The organism is Consotaella salsifontis (genome assembly GCF_900167365.1).
In the GTDB taxonomy this organism is placed as follows: Bacteria; Pseudomonadota; Alphaproteobacteria; order Rhizobiales; family Rhizobiaceae; genus Consotaella; species Consotaella salsifontis.
The window spans coordinates 128,564-143,747 of record NZ_FUXL01000009.1; the positions used below are offsets into that span (position 1 = coordinate 128,564).

Consider the following 15,184-nt stretch of genomic DNA (forward strand, 5'->3'; position numbering starts at 1 on the left):
GTCGGCTCCTGTCCGTCGCGCCGCCTCTGTCGCAAACCAGTCAATGTCGGAAAGGCGCCCTGTCGGACTTTGCCGAGATAGTCATACAAGTCTCTGAAAATAAAAGAAAACATCACTTGGCACGGCGATTGCTTGATGGCTTGTGAAACACGATCCAGTGGAGACGAGAGATGCTGGAGTTGACCGAAGCAGCGCGTACCGCAATTCGCACCGCCATCGACGGAGCGGGCCAGCCCGTCGCCGGCCTGAGGATCATGGTGCAGAGTGGCGGTTGCGCCGGCCTGCGCTACGGGATGGCGCTCGAACTCGTGGCGGGCGAGGACGATGTCGTGATCGAGGCGGGGGACGTGATGGTGCTGCTCGACCCGCAGAGCCGCTATTTCCTCGATGGCGCCACTGTCGACTTCGTCACCCGTCTCGACGGCTCCGGCTTCGTCTTCGACAATCCGAACGCCGCCTCGACCTGCGGCTGCGGCAAGTCCTTCTGCTGAAGGAGCGGGGAATGCTGCAGCTCTCGCAACAGGCTGAGGATCACTTCCTCAATCCGCGCAACGCCGGGGCGCTGGCCGAGGCCAACGCGGTTGGCGAGGCGGGCTCGCTGGCCGCCGGCGATCTGATTCGGCTGATGCTGAACGTCGATCCCGCGCGTGGGACGATCGAGAAGGCCCGGTTCCAAGCCTTCGGCTGCGGCTCTGCCATCGCCGTCGCCTCCGCCTTGACCGAACTCGTCATCGGCCGCTCGGTCGAGACGGCGCAGCACCTCACCCCCGCCGAGATCGCTGACGTCCTCGGCGGACTGCCGCCAGAGCGTGAGTATTGCCTGGCGCTCGGCGCCAAGGCGTTGGCGGCGGCGCTGCGGACCTGGCACGGCCTGTCCATGGCTCCGCAGCCCCCCCGGCCGGCGCGGCCGCTTCACACCATCGTCGTTCGCCATCGGCCAGTCACGGCGGGCGACCGCCCGGCCGCCGAGCACCGGAGGGCCGACGCCGTCTCGCTGGCAGTCCCTCGATCATCCGAGGAGGAGCTCGCAGTCATCACCGGCATCATCGAAGAGATGCGCCCGGTCTTTCGCGCCGACGGGGGCGATGTCGAGTTCGTCGCCTTCGACGGAAAGGCGCTGCAGGTCCGCCTGAGCGGGACCTGCGCCGGCTGCCAGATCGCCTCGCTGACACTCGGAGGCTTGCGCCGTCGCATCTGCGACCGGCTGTGCCGGCCGATCCGCGTCATCCCGGTCAGTCATGCCTGAAGGAGCGGACCCGATGCGGCGCGTCTATCTCGATAACAACGCGACGACCCAGACTCGTCCCGAGGTGGTCGCGGCCATGTTGCCCTTCTTCACGGAGGATTACGGCAATCCCTCCTCCGGCCATCGATTTGGTGCGGCGGCGGCCGACGCCGTCCAGAAGGCGCGCCGATCGCTGCAGGCGCTGATCGGGGCGGCGCGGGAGGACGAAATCCTCTTCACCTCCGGCGGCACCGAAAGCGACAACGCCGTGCTCCGTGCCGCCCTTTGCATCGATCCCGGGCGCACCGAGATCGTCACTTCGGCGGTCGAACATCCGGCCGTTCTGCGGCCCTGCGCGGCGCTCAAACAGCAGGGCGTCAGCGTCCGCGTCGTTCCTGTCGATCGGCAGGGCCGGCTCGACATCGACGCTTATCGCGCCGCGCTCGGCCCGAAGACGGCGCTCGTCTCGCTGATGTGGGCGAATAACGAGACGGGCACGATCTTTCCCGTCGAGGGTCTCGCCGAAATCGCGCACGCCGCTGGCGCGCTGTTCCACACCGACGCGGTCCAGGCGGTCGGCAAAGTGCCGGTCGCGCTCGCCGGAACCGAAATCGACATGCTGTCGCTGTCGGCCCACAAGTTCGGCGGGCCGAAAGGCGTCGGTGCCCTCTATGTGCGACGAGGCGTCGCCTTCGAGCCGCTGATCCGCGGGGGCCGGCAACAGCGGGGCCGGCGCGCCGGGACCGAGAACGTGCCGGCCATCGTCGGGCTCGGCAAGGCCGCCGAACTGGCGCAGGCAGGACTGGCCGAACGGATGCGGCGCGTCGCCCGGCTGCGCGATCGGCTGGAGACGGAACTCGTTCGCAGGGTCGGGAGCTGCCTGATCCTTGGCGATCCCTACGATCGGCTCGCCAACACCTCCTGCATCGCCTTCGAGTTCGTCGATGCCGAGGCGATCCTGATGCATCTCGACCGGCAGGGCATCGCCGCCTCGGCGGGATCGGCCTGTGCGTCAGGTACGATCGAGCCGTCACATGTCCTGCGCGCGATGGCCGTTCCGTTCATGGCCGCGCACGGCGCCATCCGCTTCTCCCTCGGCGAGGACACGACCGGCGAGGAGGTCGACCGTGTGCTCGACGTCCTTCCCGGTATCGTCGCGCGGCTGCGCGGGGTCTCGCCTTTCTGGCCAACGGACGGCGCCCCTCAGTCCGCCCTGCAACCCCGCGCGTAAGGAGAGACCAATGTCCTGGCCGACCCGCTTGACCTTTTGCCAGCCGCTCGCAATGTGCGACACCACCCTGCGCGACGGCGAGCAGACGGCCGGCGTCGCCTTTGACCGCACCGAAAAGCTGGCGATCGCCCAGGCCCTCGACCGGGCCGGCGTCGCCGAGATCGAGGTCGGCGTGCCGGTTATGGGCGAGGAGGAGATCGCCGACATCCGGGCGATCGCCTCCGTCCCGTCGAGCGCCGTGCCCTCCGTCTGGTGCCGCCTCAACGCGCGCGATCTTGATGCCGCAAGCAAGACGGGCGTGGCGCGCATCCATCTCGCAGTGCCGGCCTCCGATCGTCAGCTCGAGCATAAGCTCGGTGCTGATCGCGCCTGGGCGCTCGCCCGGACGGCCGAACTCGTGTGTGAGGCGCGGGCGCGCGGCTTTATCGTGTCGGTTGGCGCCGAGGACGCCTCGCGCGCCGATCCCACCTTCGTCGCCGAGCTTGCCCGCGTCGCCGCAAGCGCCGGAGCGATCCGCATCCGCATCGCCGACACCCTCGGCATTCTCGATCCTTTCGCTGCCTTCGCTCTGGTCGGGACGGTTCGCGCGGGCGCAGCGATCGACATTGAGTTCCACGCCCACAACGATCTCGGCATGGCGACAGCGAATACGCTGGCGGCCGCGTCGGCCGGTGCGAGCCACTTGAGCGTCACCGTCAACGGGCTCGGCGAGCGAGCCGGAAATGCCGCCCTGGAGGAGGTCGCGGCAGCGATCGCTTTTGCCGGCGGGAAGACCGGCATTGATCTCGCCGCACTGCAGGGTCTTTCGGCCCTCGTCTCGGGGGCGAGTGGCCGCCCCGTGCCGGCTTCGAAGCCGATCGTTGGCGGAGCGGTATTCACGCACGAAGCGGGCATTCACGTTGACGGCCTGCTCAAGGACAGAGCGACCTATGAGGCTCTCTCTCCGGCCCTGTTCGGGCGCTGCCATCGGCTCGTCGTGGGAAAGCATTCGGGGCTGGCCGGGGTTTCCCACGCATTGGCCGAAGCGCGCTTACCGGCGGACCGCGCGGTCGCCGAAAGGATGCTCTCCCTTCTGCGCAAGGAAGCGATGCGGACAAAGCGCGCCATTTCGCCGGACGAGCTGATCCGTCTCTACTGCGCTGCCTTTCCACCCGCGCACGCGGCCGAATAGCCATGAAGGAAACGACGATGCATCGAAGCGCCGCCCGTTCGGTCCTCCGCGAAATCAAGGCGCTGTCCTCGGCGGAGGACTTCTTCCTCTACTTTCTGCTGCCCTACGACCAGCATGTCATCAACGTTGCCCGGCTGCACGTGATGCGGCGGATGGGTCAGTATCTCGCGGCGGCCGATTTCGCCGGCCTCAGCGAGGACGAGATATTTCTGGAAGGCAGGCGCCTACTCAAGCGGGCCTATCGCGACTTCATCGATTCAAGCCCAGGCGAACAAAGACTGTTCAAGGTCTTCACGAGCGAGGGACCGCGCGGACGCGCCCTCGTCAGCCTCGACGATATCGCCTTCTCCAGCAAACGCTAGAGCCATCGGAGACGTGCAAAATGGACGCACTGAACGAGCTGACGGTCGGGGGCGTGTTTCGGTACCCGGGCAAGCCGCAAATCATCAACGGCAACGGCGCCGTCGCCTATGTGATGGGACAGGTCTGCGGGGGCGTGATCGGCTATCCGATCACGCCGTCGACGGAGATCAGCGAGACGTTCGAGGCCTATCGCGCCGCCGGCGGCCTCAATGTCTGGGGGCATCATCCGTTCTTCTACGAGCCGGAGGGCGAGCATTCCGCCCAATCCGGAGCGCTCGGGGCGGCGCTGACGGGTGGCAAGTTCATATCCAACGCCTCCTCCAGCCAGGGCATCCTCTACGGCCTGGAATCGCACTACGTCACGGTCGGCAAGAAGGTCGGCGGCTTCGTCCTGCAGGTCGCCGCCCGCGTGGTCTCGCGCCATTCGCTGAACGTCATGGCCGGACACGACGACGTCTATTCGCTGCTGCCGGCCGGCTATACGATCCTCTTCGGCTCCAACCCGGAGGAGGCAGCCGACCTTGCGGCGATCGCCTACCGGACCGCGGCTCTGTCGTTGATCCCGGTCGCCAACTGCATGGATGGCTTTGCGACCAGCCACATGATGAGCGAGGCGCGGCTACCGGAGCCGGAGCTTCTGAAGGAATATCTCGGCGATCCGGCCGGACGCATCAAGGCGCCGACTGTGGCCCAGGAGGTCCTGTTCGGAGCGAAGGGGCGCCTCGTCCAGCTGCGTCACTGGCTGTCGCTCAACCGCGCCGCCTTCGCCGCCGAGGACCTGACCGCGCTGGAAGCGTTCCTGGCGGACCGGGCGGAGGCGGTCGAGCGCGACAACGGCGGCGCGCTGATCGCCGCAACGCTGGCGCATGTCCCCCCGGCGATGCAGGCCAAGTGGCGGCGGCAATGGCTGAACGCCTGGGAGAAGGGGACGCGCCAGCTCGTGCCGGCGCTGGTCGACGTCAACAACCCCGGCCTCACCGGCGCCGTCCAGAACCAGCCGGACTTCCAGGCTGGCTCGGCTGACCACATGGCGCATTTCGCTGCCGACGTGCCTGCGCTGGTGCGCCAAGCAATGAGCGAGTATTCGGCGCTGACCGGGCGTCTCTACCAGCCGGTGCAGACTTATCGCTGCGAGGATGCAGAGACGGTGATGGTCGGGCTCGGCTCTGTCACCGAGGACGTCGAGGCGGTCGTCGACCACCTCCGCGGCCAAGGCCGCAAGGTCGGCTCGGTGGCGGTGAAGCTCCTGCAGCCCTTCCCCGAGGCCGAGCTCGTCGCCGCGCTGGCCGGCAAGAACGCGGTCACCGTGCTCGAGCGCTCCGACGTTCCCGCGCTCACCCAGCTGGTGACGCAGGCGCTCTACAGGGCCCGCGCCAACGCCGATGCGCCGCGCCATCGCGCAATCATGGCGATCGATGCGCTGCCGAGGCTGACGACCGCGATCTTCGGCCTGGGTGGCCACGACCTGCAGGCGCGCCATCTGGTCGCCGGCTTCGACGCCATGGAGCGGGCCGATTCCTCGCCGCTCGTCTATCTCGGTTCGCAGTTCTACGCCGACCATCCGAGCCCGCGCATGGCCGAGGTGCAGGCGCGACTGAAGGCGGCCTATCCGAACGCCGAGCTGATGGCACTGGAGACCGGGACGGGCAATCCGCAGCTGCTGCCTAAGGGCGCGTTCCGCATCCGCTTCCACTCGGTTGGCGGCTACGGCACCATCGCCACCGGCAAGCTTCTCACCGACATCCTGGCGCGCGTGCTGGGGCTCTATTCGAAGGCGGCGCCCAAATACGGCTCCGAGAAGAGCGGCGCGCCAACCAACTACTACATCACCCTCAGCCCGGAACCGGTGAAGATCACCAATGCCGAGATCGAGGACGTGGAGATCGTCATCTCGCCGGACCACCGGGTGTTCGCGCACACCAACCCGCTGCGCGGGCTGATCATCGGCGGCACCTTCATCCTGCAGTCGAACCTGTCGCCGCTCGAGGTCTGGCGGGAGCTGCCGGCGCGGGCGCGCCAGACGATCCGCGACAGGAGGATCAAGTTCCGCATCATCGATGCGTTTGCCGTGGCGCGGCGCCACGCGCCTTCAGCCGAGCTCGAGACGCGGATGATGGGCATCGCCTTCATCGGCGCGCTGTGCGGCTGTGACGAGCGGATCACGTCGGGCGCGGACGAAACGGCCGTGCTCGACAAGATCGGCCAGCAGATCACCAAGAAGTTCGGCGGCAAGGGCGAGGCGGTCGTCGAGGGCAACATGGCGGTCATCCGCGAGGGGTTGCAGGCGACGCGGCCGGTCCCCTACGACGAGGAGGCGTTCCGGATAGCCGGCGGGGTCGCCGGCAAGGCGGCGCACAGCAAAACGGTGTCGGCCGCGCTCTGCCAGGTCGACGCCTCCTTCGCGCCGACCAACCTCTTCGATCGCGAGTATTTCGAGGGCACCTCGATGGTCCCGTTCAACGACGGCGCGATCGGCGAGGCGCCGGTGCTGCCGGGAGCGGGCCTGTTCATGCCCGCCGGCAGCGGAGCGATGAAGGACAAGGGATTGTTCCGGCGCACCGTGCCTATGTTCGACGCGGAAAAGTGCACGGCTTGCATGGAATGCACGCTGGTCTGCCCGGACGCGGCAATGCCGACGAGCGTGCACGAGATCGCCGATCTCGTGGCGACTGCCGCCAGCTATCTGCCGGAGGAGCGGAGGGCAGCTGTCGCGGCCCATCTCGAGCCGATCGTGACAGCGGTGCGCGAGGCCTATCGCCACGGCGGCACGGGCCGGCCGCTGCACGTGCTGGTCGGCGAGGCGGCGGCAGCGATCACCGAGCGCAACAAGAGCCTGGCGGTCGATTTCGCCGCCATCGTCGACAAGCTCGCGAACTTCCCGGTCACGAAGGCGCACCTCTTCTTCACCCAGGTCGAGAAGAAGACCCCTGGCCAGGGCGGCCTGTTCTCGGTCGGGCTCGATCCGTCCAAGTGCAGCGGCTGCCTGGAATGCGTCTCGGTGTGCGGCGCCGGCGCGCTGATCGCCGAGGAACAGTCCGAGGCGCTGCTGGAGCAGCTGCAGGAACGCTTCGAATTCCTGTCGCGGACGGCGAACACGCCCTCGCGTTTCACCGGCGAGGTGAAGGGGCCGAACGCCAAGCGGCTGATGCTCGACCGTGACAACTACTACGCAACGACCGGCGGCCACGGCGCCTGTCGCGGCTGCGGCGAGGCGACGGCGGTGCGTCTCATCTCCTCGGCCAACCACGCGCTGCAGAAGAAGCGGCGCGCCGGCCAGATCGAGGCGGTGGAGGATCTCCTCACCCGGCTCGCGGACAAGCGGGCGAGCATCGAGGACGCGGTGCGGCGCGAGCGCATCGACCGGGCGGCGGCGGCGCTGGAGGCGTGTCTCTATCGGCTGGAGAGCGGTCCGACGGGCAGAGGCCCGGCGAGCGCGGTCATCGCCAATGCCACCGGCTGCTCCAGCGTCTATTCCTCGACCTTCCCCTACACTCAGTACAAGGATCCCTGGGTCAACAGCCTCTTCCAGGATACTCCGGCCTTGGCCAAGGGCATCTTCGAGGGCTTGGCGGCAGACCTGCTGGCGGACTTCAGGGCGATGCGCATCGCCGAACTGGAGCTCGCAGACGACTACAACCCGGCCGAACACGACCGCTTCTTCCGCACGTTCGGCTGGGAGCAGTTCTCAGAAAGGGAGCTGGGCTGGATGCCGACCGTGTTCAGTCTCGGCGGCGATGGTGCGACCTACGACATCGGCTTCGGCGCGGTGTCACGGCTGCTCGCCACCAAGACGCCGATCAAGGTGGTGGTGCTGAACACCGGCGTCTATTCCAACACCGGCGGGCAGACCTCGACGGCGAGCTTCACCGGCCAGGATTCCGACCTCGCCCGCTACGGCGCGGCCCATCCCGGCAAGGCGGATTCGCGCAAGGAGCTCGGCCTCATCGCGGCCTTCCATCCCAAGGTGATGGTGGTGCAGACGACGGCGGCGATGCAGGGCCACTTCCTGTCGAACGTGCTGGCGGCGCTGAACCACACTTCCACGCCGGCGGTGATCGACATTTACACCTCCTGCCAAGCCGAGAACGGCATCGGCGATTCTGTGTCGAGCGAGCATGCCGAGCGGGCGGTCCGGAGCCGCATGGTGCCGCTCTTCGTGCATGATCCCGACGCCGGGGAGACGCTGGCCGAGCGCTTCTCACTCAAGGGCAATCCTGATGTCGACCAGGACTGGACCACGGACGCCCTCGAATACGAGGACGAGGCGGGCCATAAGCAGATCATCGACGTCAAGCTGACGCCCGCCGACTTCGCCTATCACGAGGGCCGCTTCAAGAAGCAGTTCAAGAGCAAGCCGTTGGCCGAGTCCGTCGAGGCCTTGCCGGTGCACGAGTTCATCGACCTGTCGGTCGAGGAGAGGAAGGGCAAGACACCCTTCATCTATCAGGTGCGCAACAAGAAGCTGGTGAAGGTGCCCGTCAGCGCCCCGCTGGTCTCACTCGTCGAGGAGCGGCGCCACGTCTGGCGCATCCTGCGCTCGCTCGCCGGCCAGGACGTTGACCGCCTCAAGGACGAACACCGCAAGGAGGTCGAAACCCTCCGCCAGCAGTACGAAGCCCGCCCCCAGGCCGCCGAGTAGAGAAGGGTGTCGGGCGAAACGGCGAAGCCGCTCGGCGCCAGCGGCGGTGGAGCAACGCCCTCGCCGCCGAATGTCCACGGCACCAATCTCGTCGGCGTCTCGCCGGCGCTGATCGCCTCCGCCGCCTTCAACGATCGTCCGCTGCGACTGCGGATCGCCGGCGTGCTCGACTTCAACCCGAGCCTCTTCGAGATGCTGGCAGAAGCCGCATCGGCGCAAGAGGCCGCCGAAGCCTTCGACTGCTACATGGCGGCGATGTTCGGCCTCGATCCGGAGCAGTGGGATCACCGCCGCGCCGAGGAGCCGCGGCGCTTTCGATCAAGCTACCTGCGACTCCTCAAGGGCTGGGGCTACGACAGCAACGGACCGGAAGGGGCGGTGCTGAAAGGCTGGGTGGAAAGCCGCTTCGGCCTCTATCCGACCTTTCACAAGCGGCCGCTGGGCCGCTTCAACAGCCCGGCCTGGACCGACTACGTGATCGAGAAGATGTCGAGCCGTTTCCACAACAACTCGATCCAGACGCAGCTCGACCTGCTCTACGAATACTGCCAGTGGTGCCTGCCCGCCTGGCACTGCGGCGCAGCCCGTCACCTGACACTGTTCCGCGGGATCAACGACTATGCCGAGCACCACCTGGTCGAGCGGATCGACCGCCGCACCGCCGTGCTGCGGCTCAACAATCTGGCCAGCTTCACCGGCGAGCGGGATGTCGCCGGGTGCTTCGGCGACATCATTCTGGAGGTCCACGTTCCCGTCGCCAAGATCCTGTTCTTCAACGAGCTACTAACCCGGCATCCCCTCAAGGGAGAAGGCGAATATCTCGTCGTCGGCAGCGACTACCGTGCAACAACGAGCTATTTCTGAAGGACGCGCGTCAGTTTCGATATCTCATCGAGAAATGGCGCACCATGGTGAGCAGGATCAGGCGCAGGAGAGGCGGATGGTCGGCAGGGTCGGCACCTGCTTGACCTCAAGCAGCATGATCTTGATTTCGGTCGGCGACAACGCCCGATCCTTCGGTTAGAACGTCGCGATCGAGGCCGGCCCAACCTCGTCAGCCGGGTTCGGCACCTTCTCGCCGTGCAGAATCGCGAAGGCGAAGATCTGTTTCACGATATCCCGGATGTGGACGGCGGTCGCCGGCGCGCCGCGCTCTTTCACCCTTGGTGCAGAGCTGCCGCAGATCGTCCGGCGTCACCTCGGTCAGAAGGCGGTTCTTCCATGCCGGAAGAATGTCCCGGTCGAGGATCGCCTTGCGCACCGAGCGGGTGCTTTCCGCCGTGGGCGCTTCCTTCATCCATAAGGGGCCGACCGCGCCGAAGCTGCGCCATGGCTTTGCGCCGCTTGTCGCGCTGCTTCTCGTGAGCAGTTGAAAGTCCCTCCGCCACCAACTTGCGGGCGGCAATGCACACGGTTCTTGGCCTGACGGCGAGGAGGAATTCCGCCGACCCGAGAAGAATTGCATGCCGTCGCACGCACCGTCAGAGCCCATCGCGTCAGGGCGATAGGCTCCGCAAGAGCGCAATTCACTCTTCTTTTGATTTCAGCTCGCTATGGCAATGAAGTGATAGTTCGCGAAACGGCGCGAACTGTCGTCTTTCATTCCCACTCTATTACTGAGAAGGGCCTAAGTGCATTGAAATATAAGGACGAAAAATTTTCTCGACAAAAATGCACCGACCCACGTTCCGACAAAAATTCGGGCTCTTGAAATCATTGCACTTTTCGGGACTGCGCGGAAAACCCTGGTTTCGGGGACTATCGTCCAGCGACCCGACCTCGAATACCTTGCAGCGCGACGCATGCATCCGCCGTTTCTGCGCTGTGCTCCTACTATCGTGGTGGCGAGGTCACGTCTACTATCAGTCCGACGCTTAGGGTATCTGGGATACGACGGTCGAGCGTACGGTCAGAAGTCACGGCGTTCCTAAGCCATCGGCCGCATCAGAGGGAAATCCACTCAACGAAATCTCCGCGCCTACCGCAAACCTGCTCAAGCGCATCCCGCACAGGACCGGGATCTTTGGAAAGGTTGATAACCAGTGTGTCCATCGCACGCGTCAGCGGGATCATCGCCCATCGGGAGGCAAAAGCCGCAGCCCGCTCTTCGGGTGTGTCGAACAGACGGCCGGGGGCCTTCGGAGAGGCGAGCCACTGCTCGTACTTATACCTCCAGAACTCGTCGAACCCGTAGTTGATAACAGTCCACCCTCCAGTCCGCGGCAGGAGTCATATTGCACGATGCGCAGCGCATCCCGATCAGTTGGAAAGTGAGACCGGACATCGATCGCTGAAGCGTCCCATACCGCCTTGCCGTTCTCGAGGAGCGTGCGTCCCGGGACGGAGAAGACGTCATCCCCGATATGTCTGACCAACTGCGGCGGTACACAGGCGAGCAGGTCCACGGGGTAATTGCCGAGGGCTGCGGCTTCATCGCAAAGACGCTCATAGATATCCGGCCGCGCAGCCAAGTCTCCTTCAACAATCAGAACGCGGCCACCATTGGCATCCGGATTGGGTTCAAGGTCCCAGTCGTGGAGGGCGATCGCTGCGGCAAAATCAGAAACGAAGAGCGCTAGGTTCGCTTTCATGCGCAGACAGCGCGTCAGGCGGCGTGGCCGGATTTGCTCGCGGAGAAGACCGCGTGACCAATCCGCGACAGAATCGCGCACAAACTGATCGACTCCGTCGGCAACCGCAATCCGCTCGGGGCCGTAGACAGCGCGCAAGATCTCTATCTCATTGGAGGGCCAGTCCTGCCCCTCATCGACAAAAACGATATCCCAAAGAAATTCATCCGGCTGGCGACCGACAAGCTCATCGATGTCAGCTTTGGAAACAGCGCCGTCACGAATGTACTCCAACAGCAGTTCCTTGTGTTCATCGTAAGCATCTAGGAAGCCGTCATAGCCTTGCACTAGCAGGGTGTTGAAGAAGTGGCTCGCGTGAACGGTCCTGGCGTGATTCAATCCGTCCTGGAAGCGAGGGGCGGATGCGCGGGACGGACAAGCGGACGGGAGAGCTGTTCTCCTATGTGGATCTGGAGAAGCGGGTTCGCCCGGATCATCCGCTGCGGCTGATCCGGGAGTTCGCCAACGCGGCGCTGGAGGCGCTGTCGGGCGACTTTGCCGAGCTTTATTCCGGGATGGGACGTCCCTCGATCGCGCCGGAGATGCTGCTGCGGGCGATGTTGCTGCAGGCGTTCTATTCCATCCGCTCGGAGCGGCAATTGATGGAGCGGCTGGAGTTCGACCTGTTGTTCCGGTGGTTTGTCGGGCTCGGCGTCGATGATCCGGTATGGGACCATTCGACCTTCTCGAAGAACCGCGACCGGCTGCTGGACGGCGCGATCGCGGCGAAGTTCCTGAGTGCGGTGCTGGCGCAGCCGCGGATGAAGCGGCTGTTGTCGAGCGATCATTTCTCGGTCGACGGCACGCTGATCGACGCCTGGGCCTCGATGAAGAGCTTCAAGCCGAAGGACGGCCCGGGTGATCCGCCGTCCGGCGGCGGGCGCAACCCAGACGCCGACTTCCACGGTGAGAAGCGGTCGAACGCCACGCACGCCTCGACCACCGATCCTCAGGCGCGGCTCTTTCGTAAGGGCGCCGGCAAGGAAGCCAAGCTCTGCTTCATGGGCCATGCCCTGATGGAAAACCGCTCCGGCCTTCTGGTTTCCTCCGGCCTGACGGCCGCCGACGGCCACGCCGAGCGGATTGCCGCGCTGGCGATGATCGGTATCCCCACGGCGTGAACCGCCTTGTTTTGCCGATGTGAACTCGCTGATTTGCGTTTGGCTTCGGAAGCCACATTGCAAGCAGTAGGGATAACCGTATGGCTTTCCGCCGGATGGAGTTGTCGCGCGACGAGACGCATCGCAGGTCCTGGCCGACATCGTTCAAGGAAGAGGTTGTTCTGGCGTCCCTGGCGCCGGATGCGAACGTGAGCTCCATCGCTCGTGAGCACGATCTCGACGTCTCGCTGGTCTACAAATGGCGACGGCGGTTCGGCGTGAAGAAGGTTGACGAGAAGCAATCGGTCGCGCCGTTCATTCCTGTCGCGATCGGTGCCGTCGCCGATACGAAGGAGGTTCTGGCGGGCGAGCGTCCATCTTCACCACGACCTCGCCGATCTCGCGTCAGTATCGACGTTTCCGGCGGTCGTACGATCCGCGTCGCCTCCGATATCGATCCCGAAGTCCTTGCCCGCCTTCTCGACGTCGTGGATCGCCAGCGATGATCCCGGTTCCGAGCGGGGTCCGCGTTTGGCTGGCGACAGGACATGTCGATATGCGCAAGGGCTTTCCCGGCCTGTCGCTCATGGTCCAAGAGACGCTGAAGCGTGATCCGAACAGCGGCCACCTGTTCTGCTTTCGCGGCCGCAGAGGCGATCTTTTGAAGATCATCTGGCACGACGGACAGGGCGCCTGCCTTTATACGAAGCGGCTCGAACGAGGGCGTTTCCTCTGGCCCTCCGTTGCCGACGGCGCGGTGACGATATCGCCGGCGCAACTTGGTTATCTTCTATCCGGGATCGACTGGAGAAACCCACAGAAAACCTGGAAGCCGACGTCGGTTGGATAGCCGGAAAGCGTTGCATTGCAGGGCTTTTGTGGCAGAATCGGTGTCGTCACGATCTGCTTCGAGCCCTCCATCATGGCTGCCGCGCCGGATGATGTCGCCCTTCTGAAGGCCGCGCTTGCGGCAGCGGAACGGCGCGCCGATCTGGCCGAGCGCGATCGCGACGAGGCCGTTGCGAGCCGGAACGAGGCGGTCGCCCATGCGGCCTATGTCAATGCGGCGGCGTCCAGTGCAAAGGCGCTGATCGCCCGCCTGACGCTCGAGATCGAAAAGCTCAGACGCGAACTTTACGGCACGCGCTCGGAACGCAAGGCACGCCTTCTGGACCAGTTGGAAATGCAGCTCGAAGATGCCGAGGCGGCCTTGAGCGAGGACGAGCTGGCGGCGGAAAACGCCGCGGCGAAGACCACGACGGTCAAATCCTTCGAGCGGCGGCGCGGCGGTCGCAAGCCATTCCCCGAGCATCTGCCGCGCGAGCGTGTTGTGGTGCCGGGACCGACGGCCTGTGCCTGCTGCGGCTCGGATCGACTGCGCAAGCTCGGCGAAGACGTGACCGAGACCCTGGAGATGATCCCGCGACAATGGAAGGTGATCCAGACGGTTCGGGAGAAGTTCACCTGCCGCGAATGCGAGAAGATGACCCAGCCGCCGGCGCCGTTTTATCCGACGCCGCGGGGCTTTCTGGGGCCCAGCCTCCTGGCGATGATCCTGTTCGACAAGTTCGGACAGCACCAACCTTTGAACCGACAGTCGGAGCGCTATGCCCGTGAAGGGATCGACTTGTCGCTTTCGACGCTGGCCGATCAGGTCGGGGCCTGTGCCTTCGCGCTCCGCCCGATCCACGATCTGATCGCAGTCCATGTCATGGCGGCCGACCGCCTCCACGGCGATGACACGACGGTGCCGATCCTGGCCAAAGGCAAGACGGTGACAGGGCGGGTCTGGACTTACGTTCGCGACGATCGTCCCTTTGGCGGTCAGGCACCACCGGCAGCCTTGTACTTTGCGTCCCGCGATCGAACGGCCGAGCATGCCGAGCGGCATCTGACGGGCTGGACCGGCATTCTCCAGGCCGACGCCTACTCGGGCTACGGCCGCCTCTATGCCGCCGAGCGAAGTCCGGGACCTCTGGCCCAGGCGCTGTGCTGGTCTCACGCGCGTCGCAAGTTCTTCGAGCTTGCCGACATCGCCAAGAGCGCCCGGCGAGGAAAGAACGCCGCACCGATCTCGCCCATGGCCCTCGAAGCCGTCAAACGCATCGACGTCTTGTTCGACATCGAGCGCGCCATCAACGGCCTGTCCGCTGATGAACGCCTGGCCGTCCGCCAGGAGAAAAGCCTGCCAATCCTCACCGAATTTGAAACATGGATGCGCACCGAACGGGCGCGCTTGTCGCGCCATGCCCCGGTCGCCAAGGCCATGGACTACATGCTGACCAAGTGGGACAGCTTCGCCTGCTTCACGACGGATGGCAGGGTTTGCCTCACAAACAATGCGGCGGAGCGAGCGCTCAGGGGCCTGGCCCTGGGCCGCCGTTCCTGGACCTTTGCCGGCTCCGAGCGCGGCGCGGACCGCTGCGCCTTCATGCTGACGCTGATCATGACGGCCAAGTTGAACGACATCGACCCGCAGGCCTGGCTCGCCGACGTCCTCGCCCGCATCGCCGAAACCCCGCAGACCCAGCTTGGAGAACTGCTGCCCTGGAACTGGTCCGCCGAAAGCATGCCACGACAGGCGGCGGCCTGAGCCATGGCCGCAATCTCCCATGTCCATACGATCCAGCGGGCCGCTGAAATCCTCGGCCGAAACGATGAACTCCTATGGGACCTGTCCGACCAGCTCGAACCCGAAGACGGTGTCATCTGGATCATCGACGTCGACGACCGCCAAACGCTCGCCTTCACCGACGCCGGTATCGACGCGCTTCGTGACATCATCGCCGATCAGATCGACGTCGCGACAAAGACTGAGTGAAATC

The 15,184-nt window shown here is 65.3% G+C and carries 12 protein-coding genes and 2 pseudogenes; 12 read left to right on the forward strand and 2 right to left on the reverse strand.

Going from position 1 to position 15,184, the window contains the following annotated elements:
* Nucleotides 1–170 precede the first annotated feature (170 nt).
* The 7 genes from B5D38_RS14030 to B5D38_RS14060 are packed head-to-tail and all read left to right on the forward strand — an operon-like array spanning nt 171 to nt 9,493.
* Nucleotides 171–491, forward strand: coding sequence for an iron-sulfur cluster assembly accessory protein (locus B5D38_RS14030; RefSeq protein ID WP_078709053.1), 321 nt, complete (start codon nt 171–173; stop codon nt 489–491).
* Nucleotides 492–502: 11 nt separating this feature from the next.
* The gene (locus B5D38_RS14035) at nt 503–1,246 is read left to right on the forward strand and encodes an iron-sulfur cluster assembly scaffold protein (RefSeq protein WP_078709054.1); all 744 of its coding nucleotides are present in this window, start codon (nt 503–505) and stop codon (nt 1,244–1,246) included.
* Between the two features lie 13 nt (nt 1,247–1,259).
* Nucleotides 1,260–2,456, forward strand: coding sequence for a cysteine desulfurase NifS (nifS, locus tag B5D38_RS14040; RefSeq protein WP_078709055.1), 1,197 nt, complete (start codon nt 1,260–1,262; stop codon nt 2,454–2,456).
* A 10-nt stretch (nt 2,457–2,466) separates the two neighbouring features.
* A complete protein-coding gene (gene nifV, locus B5D38_RS14045) occupies nt 2,467–3,627 on the forward strand; it encodes a homocitrate synthase (protein WP_078709056.1) in 1,161 nt (386 codons plus the stop codon).
* A 17-nt stretch (nt 3,628–3,644) separates the two neighbouring features.
* Nucleotides 3,645–3,989, forward strand: a complete 345-nt coding sequence (nifW, locus tag B5D38_RS14050; RefSeq protein WP_078709057.1) for a nitrogenase stabilizing/protective protein NifW — start codon at nt 3,645–3,647, stop codon at nt 3,987–3,989.
* A gap of 20 nt (nt 3,990–4,009) precedes the next feature.
* Nucleotides 4,010–8,629 (forward strand): 2-oxoacid:acceptor oxidoreductase family protein, encoded by a 4,620-nt coding sequence (locus B5D38_RS14055; RefSeq protein WP_078709058.1) that lies wholly within the window; start codon nt 4,010–4,012, stop codon nt 8,627–8,629.
* Nucleotides 8,630–8,635: 6 nt separating this feature from the next.
* Nucleotides 8,636–9,493 (forward strand): NAD(+)--dinitrogen-reductase ADP-D-ribosyltransferase, encoded by an 858-nt coding sequence (locus tag B5D38_RS14060; RefSeq protein WP_078709059.1) that lies wholly within the window; start codon nt 8,636–8,638, stop codon nt 9,491–9,493.
* A 37-nt stretch (nt 9,494–9,530) separates the two neighbouring features.
* Here B5D38_RS14060 and B5D38_RS14065 read toward each other — a convergent pair.
* Nucleotides 9,531–10,101 (reverse strand): annotated as a pseudogene (locus tag B5D38_RS14065) (tyrosine-type recombinase/integrase); the annotation flags it as partial.
* A 597-nt stretch (nt 10,102–10,698) separates the two neighbouring features.
* Nucleotides 10,699–11,598: a hypothetical protein gene (locus B5D38_RS14070; protein WP_207552955.1), complete on the reverse strand. Its 900-nt coding sequence runs from the start codon at nt 11,596–11,598 to the stop codon at nt 10,699–10,701.
* A 23-nt stretch (nt 11,599–11,621) separates the two neighbouring features.
* On the opposite strand from B5D38_RS14070, the pseudogene B5D38_RS14075 reads away from it, so the two are divergent.
* From B5D38_RS14075 to B5D38_RS14095, 5 genes and pseudogenes are all read left to right on the forward strand, one after another.
* Nucleotides 11,622–12,362, forward strand: a pseudogene (locus tag B5D38_RS14075) (IS5 family transposase); the annotation flags it as partial.
* 98 nt (nt 12,363–12,460) lie between these two features.
* The gene (gene tnpA, locus B5D38_RS14080) at nt 12,461–12,865 is read left to right on the forward strand and encodes an IS66-like element accessory protein TnpA (protein ID WP_078709060.1); all 405 of its coding nucleotides are present in this window, start codon (nt 12,461–12,463) and stop codon (nt 12,863–12,865) included.
* Nucleotides 12,862–13,209, forward strand: coding sequence for an IS66 family insertion sequence element accessory protein TnpB (gene tnpB / locus B5D38_RS14085; protein ID WP_078709061.1), 348 nt, complete (start codon nt 12,862–12,864; stop codon nt 13,207–13,209). Before tnpA ends, tnpB begins: the two co-directional genes overlap by 4 nt.
* A gap of 72 nt (nt 13,210–13,281) precedes the next feature.
* A complete protein-coding gene (gene tnpC / locus B5D38_RS14090; RefSeq protein WP_116002745.1) occupies nt 13,282–14,952 on the forward strand; it encodes an IS66 family transposase in 1,671 nt (556 codons plus the stop codon).
* Between the two features lie 3 nt (nt 14,953–14,955).
* Nucleotides 14,956–15,180 carry a hypothetical protein gene (locus B5D38_RS14095; protein WP_078709062.1) on the forward strand — a complete coding sequence of 75 codons (225 nt, stop codon included), beginning with the start codon at nt 14,956–14,958 and terminating at the stop codon, nt 15,178–15,180.
* The last annotated feature ends 4 nt before the right edge of the window (nt 15,181–15,184 follow it).

What these genes read in the sequence shown, in the direction of transcription:
- nifS (WP_078709055.1), top strand. Translation starts at nt 1,260, where the DNA reads ATGCGGCGCGTCTATCTCGATAACAACGCGACGACCCAGACTCGTCCC.
- tnpC (WP_116002745.1), top strand. Translation starts at nt 13,282, where the DNA reads ATGGCTGCCGCGCCGGATGATGTCGCCCTTCTGAAGGCCGCGCTTGCG.
- nifW (WP_078709057.1), top strand. Translation starts at nt 3,645, where the DNA reads ATGCATCGAAGCGCCGCCCGTTCGGTCCTCCGCGAAATCAAGGCGCTG.
- B5D38_RS14030 (WP_078709053.1), top strand. Translation starts at nt 171, where the DNA reads ATGCTGGAGTTGACCGAAGCAGCGCGTACCGCAATTCGCACCGCCATC.
- B5D38_RS14055 (WP_078709058.1), top strand. Translation starts at nt 4,010, where the DNA reads ATGGACGCACTGAACGAGCTGACGGTCGGGGGCGTGTTTCGGTACCCG.
- B5D38_RS14095 (WP_078709062.1), top strand. Translation starts at nt 14,956, where the DNA reads ATGGCCGCAATCTCCCATGTCCATACGATCCAGCGGGCCGCTGAAATC.
- tnpA (WP_078709060.1), top strand. Translation starts at nt 12,461, where the DNA reads ATGGCTTTCCGCCGGATGGAGTTGTCGCGCGACGAGACGCATCGCAGG.
- nifV (WP_078709056.1), top strand. Translation starts at nt 2,467, where the DNA reads ATGTCCTGGCCGACCCGCTTGACCTTTTGCCAGCCGCTCGCAATGTGC.
- B5D38_RS14035 (WP_078709054.1), top strand. Translation starts at nt 503, where the DNA reads ATGCTGCAGCTCTCGCAACAGGCTGAGGATCACTTCCTCAATCCGCGC.
- tnpB (WP_078709061.1), top strand. Translation starts at nt 12,862, where the DNA reads ATGATCCCGGTTCCGAGCGGGGTCCGCGTTTGGCTGGCGACAGGACAT.